Origin of the sequence: Acetobacter persici (genome assembly GCF_018256955.1) — a bacterium.
GTDB lineage: Bacteria > Pseudomonadota > Alphaproteobacteria > Acetobacterales > Acetobacteraceae > Acetobacter > Acetobacter persici.
Window position 1 is genome coordinate 173,001 of the sequence record NZ_JAERKU010000005.1, and the last position, 20,643, is coordinate 193,643.

The following is a 20,643-nucleotide window of genomic DNA, read 5'->3' on the forward strand; positions in this document are numbered from 1 at the left end:
TCCTGTTACCGGACCTCTCGCTTTATGCTCCAGATCGACAACCTCGTGTTCAACGCATGGGGACGCCAGTTTTTCAATCGCGCCAGCGTCAGCCTGCCCAACCCCTCCAAGGTCTCTCTTGTGGGGCGGAACGGGGTGGGCAAGTCCACGCTGTTCAAGCTGATTAAAGGCGAGTTGCAGCCGGACTCCGGTGAAATTTCCATCCCCAAGGCTGCCCGCGTGGCGGCTGTTGATCAGGAACATCCAGCAACGGATATCAGCCTGATTGACACCATTCTGGCCGCCGATGCGGAACGTGCGACCCTGATGGCCGAACTGGAAACAGCCGAGCCGGAGCGCATGGGCGATATCTGGATGCGGCTGATTGAAATTGACGCTGACAGCGCCCCCGCGCGGGCTGCGGAAATTCTGAATGGCCTTGGCTTCTCCACGGAAGATCTGGACCGCCCGATGGCGGAATTTTCCGGTGGCTGGCGGATGCGTGTGGCCCTGGCCGCCGCCCTGTTCTCCGAGCCGGACCTGCTGCTGCTGGATGAACCGACCAACTATCTGGACCTTGAAGGCGCGCTCTGGCTGGAAGCCCGGCTGGAACGCTACCCGCACTGCGCCCTGATTATCAGCCATGACCGGGAACTGCTGAACAACTCGGTCGATTTCACGCTGCATGTCACGGAAGGCAAGCTGGAACTCTATACCGGCGGGTATGATTCCTTTGAGCATCAGCGGGCCGAGAAAATCCGCCTGCAAAGCGCCACCCGCGCCAAGCAGGAAGCCGAGCGCGCGCATCTGCAATCCTTTGTGGACCGCTTCAAGGCCTCAGCCGCCAAGGCCGCGCAGGCCCAGAGCCGCGTGAAACGCCTTGCCAAGCTGACGCCAATTGAAACGACCATCGAGGCGCAGGTCTCCCCCTTCATCCTCCCCTCCCCGCCGCGCCCGCTGGCTCCGCCGCTGCTGCGGCTGGAAAATGTGGAAGTTGGCTACGGGGATGATCCGGCCATTCTGAAAGACCTCGACCTGCGTCTGGATGTGGATGACCGCATCGGCCTGCTGGGCGTGAACGGGGCCGGGAAATCCACCTTCGCCAAGCTGGTAGCCGGGGCGTTGCAGGCGCGCTCCGGGCGCGTCTCCCGCTCGGCCCGGCTGGAGGTGGGCTGGTTCCATCAGCATCAGATTGAAGCACTGGACCCGCAGCAGACGCCGCTGGATATCATGCGCGAAGCCCGGCCTACGGACAGTGACCAGTCCCACCGCTCCCGGCTGGCCCAGTTCGGCATTCATTTTGAAAAACAGGGCACCAAGGTTGAAGCCCTCTCGGGGGGTGAACGCGCCCGCCTGCTGCTGAACATGGTCGCCATGTCCGCCCCGCACCTGCTGATTCTGGATGAACCGACCAACCATCTGGACATCGACAGCCGCCGCGCCCTGCTGGACGCACTCAATGCGTATGAAGGCGCTGTACTGCTGATTACCCATGACCGCTCCCTGATGGAGCTGGTGGCGGACCGGCTGTGGCTGGCGGCCGACAACACCATTGTCCCGTTTGATGGCGATATGGACGACTACGCCCGCTTTGTGGTTGAGCGCGCCCGTGGCGGCACAGCCGCCCCCTCCCAGCGCGCCGCAAAGGAAAAGCGGAACAAGAAAGAGAAAAAAGAGAAGAAGAAAAAATCCTGAGCAGAGTGTAGGCCAGACCCTTGGCGCAGATTACCATCACCCCAACCCTTGCGCTGGATGACGCGGAACTCTCCTTTACCTACATTCTGGCCTCCGGCCCCGGCGGGCAGAATGTCAACAAGGTCGCCACGGCCGCGCAGTTGCGGTTTGATGCCGCCCAGTCTCCCTCCCTGCCCGAGCGGGTGCGCGCCCGTCTGCTGGAGCTGGCCGGAAGCCGCGCCACGCGGGACGGCGTGATTGTGATCACCGCCCGCAATTACCGCACCCAGCAGCAGAACCGGGAGGACGCCACCCAGCGTCTGGCAGAGCTGATCCGGCAGGCCGCACACAAACAGGCCTATCGGGTGCCCACCCGCCCCGGCAAAGGGGCCCGTCAGCGGCGGCTGGATGGCAAGGCCCGCCGCGCCAGCATCAAGCAGGGCCGTAGCAAACGGTTTGATGATTAGCCTCGCAGGGCCGTTCACCACACGCCACGCGCCATACACCTCATTCCCACTGCGCCTATCCCAGACGTGAAGAGCCGCCCTCTTTTGCGCGCCTGAGAAATCGGGCTTCATGCTGCCTCACGGTTTTTCCCCGCGAGGCGTATTGATGACAACTCCCCACCGCCCCACCCAGTCCAGCACCATGACGGCCATCTGCTTTGCAGAGCCGGGCGGGCCGGATGTGCTGCATTGTGAAACACTCCCCATCCCGCAGCCGGGGCGCGGCGAGGTTCTGGTGCGGGTGCAGGCCGCAGGGGTCAACCGGCCAGATCTGATGCAGCGCGCGGGTCTTTACCCCCCGCCGCCGGGAGCCAACCCGCGCCTTGGGCTGGAAATTGCGGGAGAGATTGTCGCCTGTGGGGCGCCGCTGGAAGGCACACCCATGCCGGATATTGGCAGCAGCGTCTGCGCGCTGGCCAATGGCGGGGGCTACGCGGAATATTGTCTGGTGCCTGCCGGGCAATGTCTGCCCTGGCCCAAGGGGTTTGACGCCATACAGGCGGCAACGCTGCCGGAAACCTTTTTTACGGTGTGGTCCAACCTGTTCATGCCCGCGCCTCCGGCTGTGGGGCAGCGGGTGCTGATCCACGGTGGCAGCAGCGGCATTGGTGTCACCGCCATCCAGCTTGTGCGGGCCTTCGGGGCTATCCCGTATGTCACGGTTGGCAGTGCGGAAAAATGCGCGCTGTGTGAACAGCTTGGCGCGGTCGCTATCAATTATCGTGAGGAAGATTTTGCAACCCGCCTGCGGGAGCTGACAGACGGTGTGGGCGTCAACCTCATTCTGGATATGATCGGCGGCGCGTATTTTGACCGCAATATCAAAAGTCTGGCGCAGGACGGGCGGCTGGTCATTATCGCCCTGCAAGGCGGCGCCAAAGCGGAACAGGCTGACCTCGCCCGCATCATGACGCGGCGGCTTATCGTCACCGGCAGCACCCTCCGTGGGCGGGACACCGCAACCAAAGCCCGCATCGCGCGGGAACTGCACGCGCAGGTCTGGCCGCTGCTGGCCAGCGGGACCATCCGCCCCCGGATTGATACGGTTCTGCCGTTCTCCAAAGCAGCAGAAGCCCACCAGATGATGGAAGACGGCAAACATCTGGGCCGCATCATTCTGGTGCCGGACGCCAGCGCCTGATCCACGGCCCGTACAGGCCTGCTGCTGGCCAGCACGCCCCCGCACATAGCAGTATGTGCGCACGGCATTCCCCTGAGGGGGCTTTTTTCGCTACAAGAGGAAATCTGATCCCTCTTCTGGTGAGAAGCCCCGCTTTTTATGGCCCCATCTTCCTCTCTTACGGACAGGCTTGCTGATGTCCGCGCCCGCATCCACGCCGCGGCACAGGCCGCCGGGCGAGACCCGGCCTCTGTCACGCTGGTTGCGGTCTCCAAGTTCCATCCGGCCAGCAGCGTGCAGGAAGCCATCGCGGCAGGGCAGACTGTGTTCGGAGAAAACCGGGTGCAGGAAGCCGCCGCCAAGTTCCCGCCTTTGCGGGCCGATCACCCGGCGCTGCGCCTGCATCTGATTGGCGGCCTGCAAACCAACAAGGCAAAAGAGGCCGTACGCATAGCCGATATGATTGAAAGCCTCGATCGCCCGGTGCTGGCCGACGCTCTGGCCCGCGCGGCCGAGAGCGAAGGCCGGATGCCAAACCTGCTGATTGAGGTCAACACCGGGGATGAACCCCAGAAGTTCGGCGTGCCGAAGGAAGAAGCCGACCTTTTTATCCGCACCTGCCGCCAGCGGTTTGGAGCCAGTTTGCAGGGGCTGATGTGCATCCCACCCGCAGAGCAGGACCCCGTCCCGCATTTCCGGCTGCTGCGCAGCATGGCGCAGACGCACGGGCTGCCTGTTCTCTCCATGGGCATGTCTGCGGACTACCCGGCCGCCATTGCGGAAGGGGCGACACTGGTGCGCGTTGGCACCGCCATTTTCGGCCCCCGGCCTCCCACCACCTGACGCATCCCCGCCTCAAACCTTGCAATCCCCCGGCCTCTCCCCCTATGCAAACGCCGGGACCCTTTTCCCCACGAGCGACGTGGAGCCAGAACTGACATGACAGACCCCGCCACTACCCCCGGAACAGACCCGCAGTCTGGCGCCCAGCCCCATGCCGCAGCACAGCCTGCCAGCACTCCGGCTGAAAAACCGCAGATTACCGAGTTTGACGCCGACCAGCCGCAACATGCCGCAGCGCCCGTAGGCTTTGCTGCCCTGCTGGGCGTGCTGGGCGTTGTGTACGGGGATATCGGGACCAGCCCGCTTTATGCCTTCCGCTCCACAGTGGAAGTCATTTCCGGGCACCATACTGTCGCGCCGTGGGAGATTATGGGGGTCGCCAGTCTTATTTTCTGGACACTGATCCTCATTGTCACGGTTAAATACGTCATTCTGATCATGCGGGCCGACCATAATGGTGAGGGCGGTATTCTCGCCATCATGTCCCTCGCGCAGCGTATGGCCACCAGTCCCAAAGCCCGGTGGGGGCTGGGGCTTGTGGGGATTGTCGGGGCCTGTCTGTTCTTTGGGGATGGTATTATTACCCCAGCCGTTTCCGTGCTTTCAGCCATTGAGGGCGTGGAAGTCAGCGTGCCTGCCGCGCATGACTTCGTGATCCCGGTTGCCGTGCTGGTCATTATCAGCCTGTTCAGCGTGCAGTGGATCGGCACTGGCAAGGTCGGCACCATTTTCGGGCCGATCATGCTGCTCTGGTTCGGCACCATCGGCGGGCTGGGCGTCCTGCAAATCCTGCATCATCCCGCTATTCTGACAGCCCTTTCCCCGTCCTACGCGCTGGAATTCGTGTTTTATCACGGCAAGCTGTCGTTCCTCGCCCTTGGGTCTGTGGTGCTGTGCGTTACCGGGGCGGAAGCACTCTATGCCGATATGGGCCATTTTGGCCGCGCTCCCATCCGCTACGCCTGGCTGTTTTTTGTGCTACCCATGCTGGTGCTGAACTATTTCGGGCAGGCCGCACTGGTCATTGCGGACCCCAAGGCGCTGGCAAACCCGTTCTTTCTGATGTGCCCACACTGGATGCAGGGGCCAATGGTGATTTTGTCCACCTTTGCCACCGTTATTGCCAGTCAGGCCGGGATTTCCGGCGGCTTTTCCATCTGCCGCCAGCTTATCCAGCTTGGTTACATGCCGCGCCTGCGCATTACCCACACCAATGCGGAAGAAGAAGGCCAGATCTATCTGCCGGACTTTAACCGCTTTCTGGCAATCGGCGCGGTGCTGCTGGTGGTGGCGTTCCGCAGTTCCGATGCGCTGGCCTCTGCCTACGGCATTGCGGTCACAGGCACCTTTATCTGCACCTCGGTGCTGGCCATTGTGGTTTTCCGCAAGCACTTCAACTGGCCAGCGTGGCAGGTGGGGGCCGTGTTTGGCAGCTTCCTTGCACTGGATGCCATTTTCTTTGCCGCCAATGCTCTGAAAATCCCGGATGGTGGCTGGGTGCCGGTCCTGCTGGGCTGCGTGCTGACCCTGATGATGACGACATGGAAAAAAGGCCGTGGCCTGATTGTCGCCCGTCAGCGGCAGGACAGCCTGCCTATGGGCTCCTTCATTGCGCGCCTGCCGCAGTCCCGCATTATCCGTGTGCCGGGCATGGCCGTGTTCATGACGGGCACGCCGGACTTCGTGCCGCCATGCCTGCTGCATAACCTCCGCCATAACAAGATCCTGCATGACCACGTGCTGTTTGTGACCGTGCAGAACCTTGACCAGCCGGAAGCCAACCGCGGGCACCGTGTCGCGGTGGAAGAACTGGCCCCCAATATCTACCGCGTCATTCTGCGCTACGGCTTTATGGAAATGCCGAACATCCCGCGCGCGCTGGAAGATCTGAAATCCAACGGGGTCGATTTTGACGCCCTCCAGGCCTCCTACTTTACCTCGCGTGAGCTGATCACCCGCTCCTCCGTGCCGCGTATCTCACACTGGCGGATGTCCCTGTTCCTGTTCATGGCGCGCAACTCCACCTCCAGCATGGAATTCTTCCGTATCCCGCCGGACCGCGTTGTGCAGCTTGGCGTGAAGGTGGCCATCTGAGCCGCGTGTTTTCCACCGCTCCCGCTTCCGGCGCACCCCGCCTTCAGGCCACAGGCCAGCCCCCCGGCGCGGCCTCTGCCGAGCCGCTGGCCCTCTACATCCACTGGCCGTTCTGTCTGGCCAAATGCCCGTACTGTGACTTCAATTCCCACGTGCGGGAACGGATGCCGGAAGCCCGGTTTGCCGCAGCCCTGCGCACGGAACTGGCGCATGAGGCCGCACGGCTGGGCCGCCGCAAACTGGGCTCCATTTTTTTTGGCGGGGGCACGCCCTCCCTCATGGCACCGGAAAGCGTGGCGGCCCTGATTGCCGATGCCACAACCCTGTTCGACCCGCTGCCCGAGCTTGAAATCACGCTGGAAGCCAACCCGACGAGCGTGGAATCCGGCCGCCTGAGCGCCTTCCGGCAGGCGGGTGTGAACCGGGTTTCTCTGGGTATTCAGGCGCTGGATGATGCCGCGTTACGTTTTCTGGGCCGTGAACATTCAGCAAAGCAGGCGCTCGCCGCACTGGAAATTGCACGCGGCCTGTTCCCGCGCATTACGTTTGACCTGATTTACGCCCGCCCCGGCCAGACTTTAGCCGACTGGCAGGCCGAGCTGGATACCGCCCTGACGCTGGTGGCGGATCATGTTTCACTCTATCAGCTCACCATTGAGCCCGGCACAAAGTTTGAAGCCCTGTACCGCACCGGTGCGTTCACTCTGCCGGATGAATACGCCGCCGCCCGCCTGTATCAGGAAACAGCCGAGGTCACAGCCCGGCACGGGCTGGCAGGTTATGAAGTGTCCAACTATGCCCGCCCCGGCAGTGAAAGCCGCCATAACCTGACCTACTGGCGCTATGGTGATTATCTTGGGATTGGCCCCGGCGCGCATGGCCGCATCACGCAGGGCGACGCGCTGTTTGCCACTCGCCGCCACCGTGCGCCGGAACCCTGGGCGGATCTGGTAGAACGCACCGGCACCGGCCAGACCTCGCAAGAGGCGCTGGACGCAACCGACCGTGCGCGGGAAATGCTGCTAATGGGCCTGCGCGTGAAGGAAGGTGTCAACGCGCCTCGCTTTACCGCGCGCACCGGCCTGAACCTGCGCGACGCGTTGGACCCGGTCATTCTGGAAGCTGCCCTTGAAGAAGGCTATCTGGAGCAAACACCCGACACGCTGCGCGCCACCGCCGAGGGCCGCCTGCGGCTGGAAGCCCTGCTGGGCGCGCTGGTGCTATAAGCTGCCCTGCTGTTTTTTGATCCGCACGTCATGCAGCACAAGACTCTGCGATACTAAAATCACCAGAGCAGTCCAGAAAAACAGATCAAAGATACAGGCGGACCGCTGATACACAATGCTGACCATCAGACAGACCAGACACAGACTGGAAAGACACAAAGACCGTTGATATCTGGACATTACCCGTTCCTGTAACGCACTCGCCTTTATTGTCAGACTGCACTGACTTTCCGTTCCTGCAAAGCCCGCAGTCGCTCTGTCTCTTTCTCCGCTCCTCACGACAGGTCAGAGCGGGACGAAATGCGGCGCAGGTGCAGCATCAGCATCAGCATCAGCATCAGCATCAGCATCAGCCGGTAACCCGCTCTTCTTTCGCGTGCCAATTAAATTTCTGCTCCGCCATATTTCCTTACAACCCGGTTTAACGATACGGTTGCGGTCTGTTACCCGACCGGGTGCCTATCTTAACCAACCGAGGCTTTTCATGCGCCAGCGCCCCTTGTCCCGCCGCCCTTCGTCTCATGGCTCCTGTCTGCGGCTGACCTCCGCTCTTGCCGCTACACTTGCCGTGCTCTGCGCCGCCCCCCATGCCCGTGCGGACGAAAAGGCGGACGGTCCGGAACTGGTGATTGAAGACAATGATTTTCTCGGACCGGGCGGATCAGACATCCAGTCCACCATCCCGCTGCTGGCCAACCCGCACATCAAGGTTCTGGGCTTTACGGTTTGCGCCGGGGACGACTGGGAAAACGCTGAATCCGCGCATCTGCGCCGCTTTCTGGAAATTGCGCACCATGAAGACATCCCGGTTGCTGATGGCGCGGTCACGCCGCTGATCAACACCGTGGAACTCATGCGCCTGCGGGAGCAGCAATATGGCGCCATTCCGTGGAAAGGCGCGTGGGGTGGCCCCGGCTCCATGGCCAAAGTACCTTCCAGCCAGCCGCCGCTCCCCAAATTTACGGAAGGCGCCCCAAAAACGCCGGCCATTGCGGAACCCGCCGCTATGTTCCTGATCCGCATGGTGCATGCGCACCCGCATCAGGTCACCATTTTTGAAGCTGGCCCCATGACCAATCTGGCACTGGCCATCCGTCTGGACCCAACCTTTGCCGCTACCGCCAAGCAGCTTGTGTTCATGGGTGGGCTGATTGACACCAATATGATGTCCATTACCGGCAGTGCGAATTTCGCGTCTGATTTCAATATGATTTTTGATCCGGAAGCCGCGCATATCACGCTGACCGCCGCATGGCCGTCCATCACGGTTGTCGGGAATGTCTCTAACGATATCATGATGACAAAACCCTACATGGCCCGCATTGCCAGCAAGAACACGCCTGTCACCAGCTATATGAGCCGCAACTTCTCCCCGCTCCCCCTGTGGGATGAAATGGCGGCGGCTATCGCAGCCGATCCATCCCTCGTGAAACAGTCAGTCAAAGCCTATATGGATGTGGAAACCACCAAAGGCTACAGCTATGGCCACGCCCATGTCTGGCCAAAAGACCTCGCCCCCGTCGCCATGGGCGTGCGGGAAGTGACGCTGGTACAAAAAATTGACGCCGAAAAATTTCAGGAAACCTTCGTGAAGCAGGCGCAGAGTCTGTAAAGCTCCGCTTCTTCATCTGGCAGGGTGTGCGCGTAAGCTTTCCCCCTGCCAGCCGCCCCCTGCTGATAACTTCTCCCAATCGGTCTCACATTGGAAGACTACAGCAAGTCGGCCCCTACCTGACGTAAAAGCTGCTGATTCAGCTACCCCCATACCGCCTTTGGGCCGCCAGATTTTCAAAATCTACGCAACTTGCTGTAGGCTGGCAGCATGCTCAACCTCATCAAACTGGTTGTCGGCGTCAGTTCGGTTGAAGAACTGGCAGAACGGCAGAAAGACCCGCACAATACCCGGAAACATCCGCAACACAGTGCGCGGCTGCCGGTGGTGCATACCCGCACCTTCCCCCGCCAGAGTGAGGAAATCCTGCAGGGGGGTTCTCTCTATCGGGTGATCAGCGGTCTGATCCAATGCCGCCAGCAGGTGCTGGACCTGCAAACAGAAACCCGGGCAGACGGCACGCAGGGCACGCTCATCCTGCTCTCCCCGGAGATCATCCGGGTTGAACCGCGCGCCATGCGTCCGTTTCAGGGATGGCGCTACCTGAAACCGGCCGACGCCCCACCGGACCTGACGAACACGCGACACACCAGCCTGCCGCCCCACTTACAAAAAGAACTGATGCTGCTGGGTCTTTAAAAAAGGCATAAAAAACCCCTTCTTTTGAAGGGGTTTTTCTCATTCCGCTAACCGGAAAGCTTAGAAATTCACACCAGCCTGCAACAGGAAGGAACGACCAGCATACCAGCCACCATAGGTGGAATCGTTACTGTTACTGGACGTGTTCACCAGGAACGGAGGCTGCTTATCAGCCAGGTTCTGGATTTCAAACTGGAAGTTCCAGCGCTTCAGGTTGTAGTTGAACGTCAGATCCTGCAGCACCATAGCCGGGGTTTTAACGCGGCCATAACCTTGAGATTTGTAGATGGTGTTGGTGCCATCGTTCCAGTGCATCCCACTCATATACTGCATCATGTAGGTTACACTGAAGTTGTTGTGGTGCCAGGTCAGCGTCGCATAGTCACGCACGGTCGGATTGGATGTGCCCTGAGACTGATACGTGATGGAGCCAAGATAGTTGTAGTGCGGGCCATTAGGAACCATCTGCTGCTTGTAACTGACCAAACGCTGGAAGTTGTTTTCCACCATAAACCAGTCTGCATCCGTCACGCGGAACCGGTAGCTGAGATCCCAGTCCACACCGCTGGTAGTCAGGCTGCCAAGGTTAGCGTTAAGCGCAGAGACGGTATTGATCTGGCCACTGGCTGAACGCGTGATGTTGCTGCACATGCTCGGGTCACTGCCAGTGTAGCATCCATCAAGCACATACTGCGTACTCAGTGCGCTAATGCTGTGTGACACGCTGTAATGCCAGAAAGATGCACTGGTGCTCAGACCAGGGATCCAGTGAGGCGTAAAGGTTGCCCCGAAGGTGTAGGTACGGCCAATTTCCGGCTGCAGTTTGGCGTTACCCCCGTTAAGGGTTGCTACCTGACCTGACCCACCCTGCTGGAAGTTTGCAGGATTAATGCCCTGCTTCATGCAGTTCGCCATGACAGTACTCTGACGCCCACCGTAGTTAGTGATCTGCGTCATGTCGCATGGGTCGTTGGCACCATTATAGCTCATGAGCGTGCCACCATACAGCTCAGACACGCTGGGCTGACGGAAAGACGTGCCCAGTGTACCACGGAAAGCCACGTCACGAGTGGGTGACCAGTTGATACCGGCTTTCCAGTTATAGGTCGTGCCAAAGGTGTTGTAGCTGGAAAAACGCCCCTGCCCGTCGATAGACAGGTTTTTAGCAAACGGGACATTATGCAGCAGCGTCAGATTACCTTCAAGATACGCTTCAGACACATTGAAGCCACCGCCGGTTGGCAACACTGTGTTCGTCAGTGAGCCACCCTGCGCAATAAGCGGATCCGGGTGGTAGCTCATCTGCTCACCACGATGTTCCATGCCCAGAGCGATACCGAGGTCACCGCCACCTTTATAAGGCATATGCACGACATGATCGTTATGAATGCGCGCATTGAAGTCACGCATAGTGTATTGTGAGTGATCGTGCTCAGTATAGTTGGCGTATTGTGCTGCTTCTGGTGACAGAGGCCCCAATGCGCTTGACTGAACGCAGCCTGCGTAACCAACGCAGGAATTAGGGTTATACGCCAGGAGGGTGTTGGAATCGCCAGGTGTTACGGCATCCAGGCCCCATTCCCGCATCAGCTTGTTATAGTCACCCACGCCAGAAGTCTGGAAGCTGGACATGGTGGAACCAAAGGTGAAGGATGCATCATACATCCAGCCTGCGATGATTTCACCATTTGCGCCGACCTTGGCGGTCAGGCTGTCAACCGCGCTTTCAGACTTACGCGTACCAAATTCGGCCATACGCCGATACAGGTAAGCCGGGTTATCCGGATCATTATAAATATCACCTGCTGTATTACCGGGGTAACCCGTCGGCAGGTATATGGTGCTGGGCAAATCAGACGGAGCGACACTACCTATTGCAGGGATGGGAGCCATCTGTGTCCAGGATGTCTTGTGGCTGTACATCACGTTGGAATACAACGTAAAATGCTTGCTGAAGTCATAATGGGCATCGCCCATCAGGCTCGCATTTTGCGTGTTATTCAGTAGAGAGGTATCTTTATTGTAGTTATACCGGCTGGATTTGCTGTAAGGGCTCGAACCACCTGCGCTATTACCATTATAGATCGGAGTTCCGTCGGGCGAAAAAACTGTCCCACTGGTAGAGATAACCGAACCGAAGCCCGGATTCATCCCGTTAGATGTCTGTGGGTTACGAGACCAGGCCCGATCCTTCATCATGACGCCACCCACGGTGTCATACTGCCCCATGAGCGTGATGTTACCGCGGTCATGATCAAAATTCCAACCTTTGTAGGCAGAAATCAAACCAGTTTTATTATCACCACGCTGAGTGATATCTCCACGCACGTTAATTGCGCCTGTGTTAATATCATGACGCATCTTGATGTTGATCACACCAGACACGGCATCAGCACCGTACAGTTCCGAGCCACCATCTTTCAGAATTTCGATAGACTGAATTGCCATCACGGGGATGGTATTCATATCCACACAGGAACCACCACTCATCCCGGTCTGTGTGACGCGCTTACCATCAATCAGCACCAGAACCCGGCTACTACCGAGGTTACGAAGGTCCACACAGCCAACGCCGTCGCCACCGTTTGTATCAGCATTGCCTGTGCCACTGGAACCAATGGACGGCATACGCTGCAGGAAGTCTCCCACATTGGTAATGCCGGTCTGCTGAATTTCTCTGGACGTGATGATCTGCACAGGGTTCGGGCTGGTGTTACGGCCCTGACGCAGATAGGAGCCCGTAACTTCCACAGTCTCAGTCCCACCAGCGGCAGAGGCTCCTGCACCACGTGCCTGCTGAATAGTTCTGGCAGAAGACGGTGCCTGCACGACGTTCTGCTTACGGACCGTCTGCGGAGCAAGCGTCTGGGTGCTGGTCTTCTGCGCCGTGGCCTTACCGGCGCGCACTTTATGAACGCTGACCTTTTTAGGGGCTGCGGCCCGTGTTTCGGACGACGGGCTGGTAACAGCAGCCTGCGCCAGAACCGGAGCACCCGCAGCAAAAACCGGCAATGCATAAAGGAGGGAGAAAGAAAGCGGCAGGCGCTTCTTTCTGCGATCAGTATGAGACATAGGGGCTTCCCGCAAGATGTGACATTTTAATGACGTATCGTGTCACCGGATTAGGAAACCCCCCGGCGCATGTCACGCTTAAATTTCGATATGAAAACCTTTTCTAAAATCATGCGGCAATTTAAACACACCACTATCGTAACGATATCACTTTGTGTCTTAAATTGACTCATGAACGAACAAAAATATCTTCTGAATCAATGTTTTCTTTCCGAAAAGAAAAATCATTCTGATAGCATTCTTTCTGTGACCCGGATGCCACAGAGCTTTCTTGACTCGCCCGTCTCCCCCCTCCTAACCGTGAAGACCCTACCCTTTTGCGCGGCAGGCCTCTGGCGCGTTGCGGGGCTTTTAAGGAGAGTTTGAATGACCCGTCGTCCCTGGCTTTACGCCGCAACAGCCGCCACCTGTCTGGCAGGCTGGAGTGCTGTTGCCACCGCCGCAACGCTGGCGGCCTCCAACCCGTTTGCCGCAGAAAGCACTCTGCCCTATCACGCCCCCCGCTTTGATCTGATCAAGGATACAGACTACCAGCCCGCGCTGGAGCAGGGCATGGCCGAACAGGCCGAGGAAATGGACCGAATCGCCAACAGTTCAGAACCGGCGACATTCGAGAACACCATTGCCGCCATGGAGCGTTCAGGCCGCCTGCTGGATCGCACGCTGGAAACCTTCAGCGGTGTCTACTCCGCCAACACCAATCCGGTTCTGGATAAGGTGCAGGAAGTGGTGGGGCCGAAACTGTCCGCGCATCAGGACAGCATTTTCCTCAACCCGAAGCTCTTCGCACGCGTACAGTACCTGCACGCCCGCAAAGCCACACTGGGGCTGAACGCAGAGCAGAAGCAGGCTCTGGATGTCTATTATCAGAACTTCGTGCAGGCCGGTGCGCAACTGTCTGATGGTGACAAGGCAAAACTGCGGGACCTCAACACCCGCCTGTCAAAGCTGGAAACCGTATTCCAGCAGAAGCTGCTGGCTGGCACCAAAGCCTCTGCCCTTATTGTCTCAGATAAAGCAAAGCTGGCCGGACTGGATGATGCCGCCATCACGGCAGCCCTGACCGCCGCCAAAGAGCGCAAGCTTGACGGCAAATGGCTTCTGCCGTTGCAGAACACCACGCAGCAGCCCGCTCTGGAAAGCCTGACGGACCGTGAAACCCGTCAGGCCCTGTTTGAACAGTCCTGGACCCGCGTTGAAAAAGGCGGTGATGGCGATACGCGTGACACCATTGCCACCATCGCCCAGCTCCGCGCCCAGAAAGCCGCCCTGTTTGGCTACAAGAACTATGCAGCTTATGTGCTGGCGGACCAGATGGCTAAAACGCCGGAAGCCGTCCACAGCTTTATTGCGCAGATCGTCCCGGCTCTTGCCGCGGAACAGAAGCGTGAAGCGGCTGACATTCAGGCCACTATCACCAAAAGCGGCGCGTCCTTCCAGCTCAAGCCGTGGGACTGGTCCTACTATGCCGGGCAGGTGCGCAAGGCCCGTCTGAACTTTGATGAAAATCAGGTCAAACCGTATTTCGAGCTGAACACGGTTCTGCAGGATGGCGTATTTTTTGCGGCCAACCGCCTGTATGGCATCACCTTCAAGCGCCGGACGGATATCCCGACCTACAACCCGGATGTCATGGTGTTTGAAGTGTTTGATAAGGACGGGTCCGAACTCGGCCTGATCTATTTCGATTACTTCCAGCGGGACAACAAGAACGGCGGCGCATGGATGTCCAACTTTGTGGGGCAGTCTGCTCTGCTGGGCACCAAGCCGGTTGTGTATAACGTCGGCAACTTCACCAAACCGGCACAGGGCGAACCGGCACTGATCAGCTTTGATGATGTGACCACCATGTTCCACGAATTCGGGCATGCCCTGCATGGTCTGTTTGCCAAGCAGACCTACCCGATTATCTCCGGCACCTCCGTGGCACGGGACTTTGTGGAATTTCCCTCACAGTTTAACGAACACTGGGCGCTGAACGCCACGGTGCTGGCCCACTATGCCCGCCACTACAAAACCGGCGCGCCCATGCCCGCCAGTCTGGTGGCGCTGCTGAAAAAAGCCGCCACCTTTAATCAGGGGTATCGCCTAGGTGAAGTCGTCAGTGCGGCGGAACTCGACATGGACTGGCACAGCCTTGGAGCCGATGCGCCAAAGCAGGATGTAGATGTCTTTGAAAAATCCGCTCTGGGCAAAATGGGGCTGGAGACCGATCTGGTGCCGCCCCGCTACCGCTCCAGCTACTTCCTGCACATCTGGTCCAATGGCTATTCAGCGGGCTACTACGCCTATCTGTGGACGGAAATGCTGGATGATGACACGTTCGCATGGTTCGAGAAAAACGGCGGCCTGACACGCAAGAATGGCGAACGCTTCCGTGACATGATCCTCTCCCGCGGTCATACGCAGGATTACGGCCCGATGTTCCATGCTTTTTATGGCAAGGACCCGGATATTGGCCCGATGCTGACGTTCCGTGGTCTGAACGGCTCCAAGAACTAACATGCCGTTCATCTGGTGCCTTCACGCACCGGGCGGGCTGTGACAAACGGCGGTTATTCTGCGCTCTGCGGGATAATCGCCGTTCCTGTATAAGGCCCTTCGCAAAACGTGACGTGCCCCAGTGTCAGGTCACACCGCGCATAACCTCCCCCACCCTGCCGGATAACCGCGCGCCCTGTGTAAAGCCCGGCACAAAACCGTGCCGAGCCGAGGGTCACATCGCACAGATGATACTCCCCATCCTCCGGCAGCACCGCCTGCCCGCTATAGGGCTCTCCACAAAAAGCCGGACGCCCTGCCGTAAGGTCACACCGGGCAATGTGATCAGGCACCGCCCTGTGCGTCGCAGAAGCCTCTCCCGGCGCAGCCTGCACGCTACTGGCCCCAGCGCAGCCCCAGCCAGAGAGAACGCACACCAGAAGGCGCATAATAGCCAACCACCCACGCCCAGCACGTTCTCTGCGTTCACACTGCTGCATGCAGCCCTCTTCCCCAGTTAGAGGCTCATATCCGCTACAAAGCGAGTCCCGCACCGGCACACCACACCGATCTACCCCTATCCCCAGCGACCAGCGACCAGCGACCAGCGACCAGCGACCAGCGACCAGCGACCAGCGCAGATCCCGGCTTATCCTACGTTAGTCAACACCCCACTGAGCCAAAAAGCGACACGTTCTCTGGCTTTTTTGCGGTGCGATATCCGCCCTCATAAAAAAAATCAAAAAAACCAAAAAACTTCCTTGACGCTCCCTGAAAACCCCTCTAGATCAAGGCCCAACGCAGCCTCTTGTCCCGTTCGTCTAGAGGCCTAGGACACTGCCCTTTCACGGCGGCAACACGGGTTCGAATCCCGTACGGGACACCAATCTTTCCAATGACTTAGAGTTTTGGTCGCGGAATGATTGACTGCTTTTGGGCCCACCTCGGGCCCATCGCCAAAAAAAGACGATAAGCACATGGTCCCAATGGGCCCATGAAAAGGCTATGCTGGGCCCAAGTGAGGCTCACCATGAAAGATCGAATCACTTCTGCTAAAATTGATCCTGCGACAGGCCGTCCACTCCCCGCCGGAGTTGAATATCGCGGCAAGGACCAGTATCGGGCCCGCAAGCGTATCGCAGGCGGAGAGCGGATCCATCAAACCTTCGGCTCGGCCAAACTGGCCCGGCGCTGGCTGGACGCGACGTCCGCCAAACTGGAACTCGGACAGTTTGAGGACACGCGACCGCTGGAACGTCAGACTGTCCGCGAACTGGTCGAACGTTATGTGCGCGAAGAGATGCAGACGCGGAAGAATGATCGCAAACGTCGCCCTTTCATTACACCTCTCTGTCTTTCATTGCCGGCAGAGCCCAAGGCAGATACACGCCGGGATCACCAAGATAATACGATTTCTGGCGCATATAAGCCCGGAGACCTTCCAGTCCTTTCTCCCGCCCAATACCGCTTTCCTTATCCGCGCCGAAGGGCGTTGAAATAGAGAACTGTTTATAGGTGTTGATCCAGACAGTACCGGCAGTAATCGCTTTCCCGATTGCCATGGCACGCCCGATATCCTGTGACCAGATACCGCACGCAAGGCCATACTGGTTGTCGTTAGACATGCGAATAACGTCGTCTTCAGTATCGAATGACATTGCAACCAGAACCGGTCCAAACACCTCTTCCTGGCAAATGGTCGCCTTATTATCCACCCCGTCTATAACTGTTGGCAGATAATAGTATCCCTCTTTATAGGCATCACCGACCGGCCGCGCACCACCGGTCAAAATGCGCCCACCTTCCGAGCGAGCCACATCTACCCACCGGGCAACACTTGTGACATGAGCCGGGTGGATCAAAGGGCCAACCTGCGTATTAGGATCGAAAGGATGGCCCACCCTCAGCTCTTTTGTCGCCGCCACCAAACGCTCAAGAAAGCTCTTATAAATGGAACGATGGATGAACAATCTTGAGCCAGCAATACAGGACTGACCAGAAGAAGAGAACATCCCGTAAAGAATACCTGCGAGAGCCTGATCCATATCAGCATCGGGAAAGACGATGGTGGGAGACTTTCCACCAAGTTCGAGCGAGACAGGCACAAGACGCTGCGCAGCTTTCTCCGCAATGGCATGACCAACTTTCGTGCCACCTGTAAACGAAATCCGACCTGTCGCAGGATGACTGACCAGACCGTCTCCGATGGTCTGTCCGCCCCCAGGCAGAACGGAGAGCAGCCCCGGTGGCAAGCCAGCTTCCGAGACAATACGGGCAAACTCCAGACCAACAAGCGGGCTCCAGGTCGCTGGCTTCAGAACTACCGCATTACCCGCTGCAAGTGCCGGAGCAACCTTCTGCGCGTCACTTGCAATGGGTGAGTTCCATGGCGTAATCGCGGCGACAACACCAATCGGCTCATAACGTGAAAAAGTCATCCACGGTCCGCGCGATGGCGTGATCGATTCTTCCATCGTCTCCAAAGCCGCTGCAAAATAACGAAACGTGCCCGCTGCGCTCATTGCCAGCGCATAAGTCTCACGAAGCGTTTTTCCGGTATCACGGCTTTGAATATAAGAAATCCTGTTTGCATTCTCTGCAATCCCCTGACCAATTCTGTAAAGATAATCAGCCCGACGATGCGGCAAAAGATCACGCCACCCTGGATTGGCCGCAGCTTTCTGTGCGGCAACCATGGCCTCAGCAAGATCTTCCGGCCCCGCCTCGCGCATGACTCTGTTCAAGCTATTATCAGCAGGAAAACGAGATTCGATTTCAGCCCCGCGTCCTTCCCGGAAAGCACCTGCCACGAAGATATGACCGTCTGGCAGATCGGCTGTCGTAAAACCCGTTACGGACTCTTGCGTAGACATCACACTCTATCCTTTTATACGGCCTGAAGCGCGGGACTTACGGCGTTCAGAACAGCGTTCGCGACACTATATCCTGCGGTCAGCGAGGTTTTCGCATTACTCGGAGAGGGCAGGCCTTCCATGCGGAAAGCGCCCCGAGCGCAACCAGCGACAAACGAAATCTCATGAATATTGTTAGCACATGCCGGATCAGCAATCAGACGAACCTGTGTCCGATCAAAACCGAGCCCGGCCAAGGCTACAGCAGCAGCGACATTGGCATTTTTTGGAAATTTTAGCGCTGCCTGCCGTGCGCTCCCTTCGAAAATAATAGAATAATCAGTTCCGCCACCGGGCCAGGACGATGGCGGCTTACGTCCGGTGTAGATAACCTCGGAAAGACCGGAAAGCCGGGCCGCCTCAAGCCCATCCATGCCAGCGACCGCACCAGACGCAACATGGAGTTTCCCTGGGCCAGCCTTTGCGATTACGGCAAAGACGTCTGGGTTGGCCAGTGCACCGACAGAGGCAATCACTGTCTCGATCCCAGCGGCAAGCAGAGGCGGTACGCAAGATGCAACAGCATCCTGAGAAGCACACTCCCCAACAATATCAGGCATACAGGCAATCAGTTCTTCGGGCGTTGTGACAACGGTCCGGAGAGCGCCGCTAATATTCCATTCTGCCAAGGCTGTATGTGCAACAGCCTCCCGTCCGGGACGCACCAGAACAGAAAGACGGCTGATGCGAATACCGGCAGCAGTCAGCGCTGCACCTACAGTAGCGGCCATCGCGCCGCAACCGATCAGGCCAAGATGTAAATCTTTTACGATCATGTTACCGGTTTTCCAGCCGCGCCCGCCGGTGGCCCGGCAAAGCTCTTTGCAAAAGGACCGATTGCCGTCATATCCACCTCAAGAAGAACAGGCCCCTGTACGTCGAGTGCAGCAACAAATTCATCATGAAACAAGGCAATATCGGAAATACGGCGATGCGGAAGACCAACTGCCCCTGCGATCTGAGCAAAATCAGGAATTGTGGACAGAGTATAACAGTGCCGCCCGCCATACTGCGCGTCCTGAATATTCCTGATAACACCGTAACCCTGATCATTCATAAGAACAAAGACAATACCGGCTTTTTCCTCAACCGCAGTTGCCAGCTCGCCAATATATAACATGGCTCCGCCGTCACCCACGAGACAGACAGTTCGGGGAGCGGCCCCCGAAAGGGCTGCACCGATAGCCATGGCAATACCTTGACCGATACCACCCCCAAGGGCATGTACACCAAGATTCGGAGCAGCAAGGCTCACATAGCGATTACCGAATGTCGAATTGGAAATGGTCACGTCCCGGACGAAAGCCAGCTTGCGGTCGAATACATAGTTCCTGAGTGTGTCAGCAACCACGGCATAGGGGCCTAGAGCGGCGCGAAGGTTTTCCTCCCCTCTCTCCCGAACCTTCCCTGCATCGGTAGAAAGTGCCTTATCTACATCAAGACGCTCTGGAAGTTTTTCGAGTAGAAGAGAGAGTGTTTCGGACGCATCTCCGTGGATAAAAAGATCGACAGGATAATTGCGCGCACCCTGACTGGCATCGGCATCTATCTGGACAAGAGTGCGTCCAAGTCGCATTTCATTATTGCGTGTCTCATTACCCCTGAGACGTGACCCCACAACCACCATAAGGTCAGATGATTCGTAAAACTCCTGCGCTTCCGGTATCATATTAAAAGCACCAAGAGATCCTGAAGCATTTTCAGGAACGGTGGCACGCCCGTTCGTACTGGTGACCGTAGCAATACCACGCTTCAACAACTCGGAAGCCTGAGCCTGAGACGCCCGGGCACCTCCACCAAACCAGAATACAGGACGCCGAGCTTTGCAAAGCAGTTCTGCAAGGCAGTCCACCGCTGCCTTATCCGGTGAGACACCAACCTTACGAGGTTTGGGCCAGACCAGAGGCACTTTTGCCTCTTCTCTCTGCACGTCGATCGGAATTTCAACCGAGACAGGCCCCGATGGCGCACTCAGAGCGGCCGAAGCGCCTGCGGCAAGCGTGGTTATGACAGAAGCCGCCGACCAGGCACGCAGCACGGTCTTGGAAACGCCGCGCAACATTTCGGGCTGACGTGGCACATCGTGAATTGGCGCACGATCACGATCAACAAAAGGACGGTCAATCTGGGTCGTGATGTGAAGTATGGGAGAGCAGGCCGTCAATGCCTCGACCTGACTTCCTGCTGCATTCCCAGCCGCTGTTCCGGTACTGGTGAACACGACACCAAGACCACCCGTAGTACGGGCATAGGCATCAGCCATATTCATGGCTCCAGCCTCACCTCGGGCCGGCACGAAGCGAATACGCCCATGCCGCGCAATAGCATCAAGCATTGGCATGTTATGAATGGAGATCACGCCGAAAACGACCTTTACACCAATTTCGGCAAGCCATGTGGCAACAAGGTCACCGACCGGCATTATTTTCGATACCGGAGTTCCAGGCTCGCGTGCATCCTGTTTCGTGTCATGAATCATGCTTCA

At 58.1% G+C, this 20,643-nt stretch carries 15 protein-coding genes and 1 tRNA gene; 10 read left to right on the top strand and 6 right to left on the bottom strand.

All coding sequences use genetic code 11. The features are described from left to right. The first annotated feature begins 24 nt into the window (after positions 1-24). The 6 genes from JK199_RS08275 to hemW all read left to right on the top strand — a co-directional run bounded on the left by JK199_RS08275 (position 25) and on the right by hemW (position 7,442). Positions 25-1,674: an ABC-F family ATP-binding cassette domain-containing protein gene (locus JK199_RS08275; protein ID WP_086654607.1), complete on the top strand. Its 1,650-nt coding sequence runs from the start codon at positions 25-27 to the stop codon at positions 1,672-1,674. A gap of 20 nt (positions 1,675-1,694) precedes the next feature. Continuing rightward, on the top strand, positions 1,695-2,120 hold the full coding sequence (gene arfB / locus JK199_RS08280; RefSeq protein ID WP_244984999.1) for an alternative ribosome rescue aminoacyl-tRNA hydrolase ArfB: 426 nt from the start codon (positions 1,695-1,697) through the stop codon (positions 2,118-2,120). Positions 2,121-2,265: 145 nt separating this feature from the next. Further along, positions 2,266-3,300: an NAD(P)H-quinone oxidoreductase gene (locus tag JK199_RS08285; RefSeq protein ID WP_244985000.1), complete on the top strand. Its 1,035-nt coding sequence runs from the start codon at positions 2,266-2,268 to the stop codon at positions 3,298-3,300. Positions 3,301-3,438: 138 nt separating this feature from the next. Beyond that, complete coding sequence (locus tag JK199_RS08290) at positions 3,439-4,122, top strand: YggS family pyridoxal phosphate-dependent enzyme (RefSeq protein WP_212375134.1); 684 nt, start codon at positions 3,439-3,441, stop codon at positions 4,120-4,122. Positions 4,123-4,218: 96 nt separating this feature from the next. Further along, positions 4,219-6,216, top strand: a complete 1,998-nt coding sequence (locus JK199_RS08295) for a potassium transporter Kup (RefSeq protein ID WP_212359464.1) — start codon at positions 4,219-4,221, stop codon at positions 6,214-6,216. An 86-nt stretch (positions 6,217-6,302) separates the two neighbouring features. Beyond that, positions 6,303-7,442, top strand: coding sequence for a radical SAM family heme chaperone HemW (hemW, locus tag JK199_RS08300; RefSeq protein WP_212375196.1), 1,140 nt, complete (start codon positions 6,303-6,305; stop codon positions 7,440-7,442). On the opposite strand, the gene JK199_RS08305 is transcribed toward hemW, so the two are convergent. Then, positions 7,437-7,622, bottom strand: a complete 186-nt coding sequence (locus tag JK199_RS08305; RefSeq protein ID WP_086654603.1) for a hypothetical protein — start codon at positions 7,620-7,622, stop codon at positions 7,437-7,439. The genes hemW and JK199_RS08305 overlap by 6 nt on opposite strands. Positions 7,623-7,926: 304 nt before the next feature. Here JK199_RS08305 and JK199_RS08310 point away from each other — a divergent pair, with 304 nt between their 5' ends. Both JK199_RS08310 and JK199_RS08315 read left to right on the top strand, forming a co-directional pair. Beyond that, positions 7,927-9,054 (top strand): nucleoside hydrolase, encoded by a 1,128-nt coding sequence (locus JK199_RS08310; protein WP_212359458.1) that lies wholly within the window; start codon positions 7,927-7,929, stop codon positions 9,052-9,054. Positions 9,055-9,264: 210 nt separating this feature from the next. Then, the gene (locus JK199_RS08315; protein WP_212375136.1) at positions 9,265-9,693 is read left to right on the top strand and encodes a DUF1489 family protein; all 429 of its coding nucleotides are present in this window, start codon (positions 9,265-9,267) and stop codon (positions 9,691-9,693) included. A 60-nt stretch (positions 9,694-9,753) separates the two neighbouring features. Here the strand turns inward: JK199_RS08315 and JK199_RS08320 are convergent, their stop codons facing one another. Continuing rightward, positions 9,754-12,765: a TonB-dependent receptor domain-containing protein gene (locus tag JK199_RS08320; protein WP_244985001.1), complete on the bottom strand. Its 3,012-nt coding sequence runs from the start codon at positions 12,763-12,765 to the stop codon at positions 9,754-9,756. A 366-nt stretch (positions 12,766-13,131) separates the two neighbouring features. Here JK199_RS08320 and JK199_RS08325 point away from each other — a divergent pair, with 366 nt between their 5' ends. Beyond that, a complete protein-coding gene (locus JK199_RS08325) occupies positions 13,132-15,267 on the top strand; it encodes a M3 family metallopeptidase (RefSeq protein WP_212375138.1) in 2,136 nt (711 codons plus the stop codon). A 53-nt stretch (positions 15,268-15,320) separates the two neighbouring features. Here JK199_RS08325 and JK199_RS08330 read toward each other — a convergent pair whose 3' ends face one another. Then, on the bottom strand, positions 15,321-15,746 hold the full coding sequence (locus tag JK199_RS08330; RefSeq protein ID WP_244985002.1) for a hypothetical protein: 426 nt from the start codon (positions 15,744-15,746) through the stop codon (positions 15,321-15,323). 310 nt (positions 15,747-16,056) lie between these two features. Between JK199_RS08330 and JK199_RS08335 the strand changes: the two genes are divergently transcribed. Then, positions 16,057-16,132: transfer RNA gene (locus tag JK199_RS08335), tRNA-Glu, on the top strand. Between the two features lie 454 nt (positions 16,133-16,586). Here the strand turns inward: JK199_RS08335 and JK199_RS08340 are convergent. Genes JK199_RS08340 through JK199_RS08350 form a run of 3 tightly spaced genes read right to left on the bottom strand, consistent with a single transcriptional unit; the run spans position 16,587 to position 20,637 of the window. Further along, a complete protein-coding gene (locus tag JK199_RS08340) occupies positions 16,587-18,119 on the bottom strand; it encodes an aldehyde dehydrogenase (protein ID WP_244985003.1) in 1,533 nt (510 codons plus the stop codon). A gap of 14 nt (positions 18,120-18,133) precedes the next feature. After that, a complete protein-coding gene (locus JK199_RS08345) occupies positions 18,134-18,934 on the bottom strand; it encodes an aspartate dehydrogenase (RefSeq protein WP_212375140.1) in 801 nt (266 codons plus the stop codon). Further along, entirely contained in the window at positions 18,931-20,637 is a 1,707-nt protein-coding gene (locus JK199_RS08350; RefSeq protein ID WP_244985004.1) for a thiamine pyrophosphate-binding protein, read from the bottom strand. Before JK199_RS08350 ends, JK199_RS08345 begins: the two co-directional genes overlap by 4 nt. Between the last annotated feature and the right edge of the window lie 6 nt (positions 20,638-20,643).

Excerpts from the sequence above, each read along its gene's own strand:
- JK199_RS08275 (WP_086654607.1), top strand. The coding sequence starts at position 25 with ATGCTCCAGATCGACAACCTCGTGTTCAACGCATGGGGACGCCAGTTT.
- JK199_RS08285 (WP_244985000.1), top strand. The coding sequence starts at position 2,266 with ATGACAACTCCCCACCGCCCCACCCAGTCCAGCACCATGACGGCCATC.
- JK199_RS08290 (WP_212375134.1), top strand. The coding sequence starts at position 3,439 with ATGGCCCCATCTTCCTCTCTTACGGACAGGCTTGCTGATGTCCGCGCC.
- JK199_RS08295 (WP_212359464.1), top strand. The coding sequence starts at position 4,219 with ATGACAGACCCCGCCACTACCCCCGGAACAGACCCGCAGTCTGGCGCC.
- JK199_RS08305 (WP_086654603.1), bottom strand. The coding sequence starts at position 7,622 with ATGTCCAGATATCAACGGTCTTTGTGTCTTTCCAGTCTGTGTCTGGTC.
- JK199_RS08310 (WP_212359458.1), top strand. The coding sequence starts at position 7,927 with ATGCGCCAGCGCCCCTTGTCCCGCCGCCCTTCGTCTCATGGCTCCTGT.
- JK199_RS08315 (WP_212375136.1), top strand. The coding sequence starts at position 9,265 with ATGCTCAACCTCATCAAACTGGTTGTCGGCGTCAGTTCGGTTGAAGAA.
- JK199_RS08320 (WP_244985001.1), bottom strand. The coding sequence starts at position 12,765 with ATGTCTCATACTGATCGCAGAAAGAAGCGCCTGCCGCTTTCTTTCTCC.
- JK199_RS08325 (WP_212375138.1), top strand. The coding sequence starts at position 13,132 with ATGACCCGTCGTCCCTGGCTTTACGCCGCAACAGCCGCCACCTGTCTG.
- JK199_RS08330 (WP_244985002.1), bottom strand. The coding sequence starts at position 15,746 with ATGCAGCAGTGTGAACGCAGAGAACGTGCTGGGCGTGGGTGGTTGGCT.
- JK199_RS08340 (WP_244985003.1), bottom strand. The coding sequence starts at position 18,119 with ATGTCTACGCAAGAGTCCGTAACGGGTTTTACGACAGCCGATCTGCCA.
- JK199_RS08345 (WP_212375140.1), bottom strand. The coding sequence starts at position 18,934 with ATGATCGTAAAAGATTTACATCTTGGCCTGATCGGTTGCGGCGCGATG.
- JK199_RS08350 (WP_244985004.1), bottom strand. The coding sequence starts at position 20,637 with ATGATTCATGACACGAAACAGGATGCACGCGAGCCTGGAACTCCGGTA.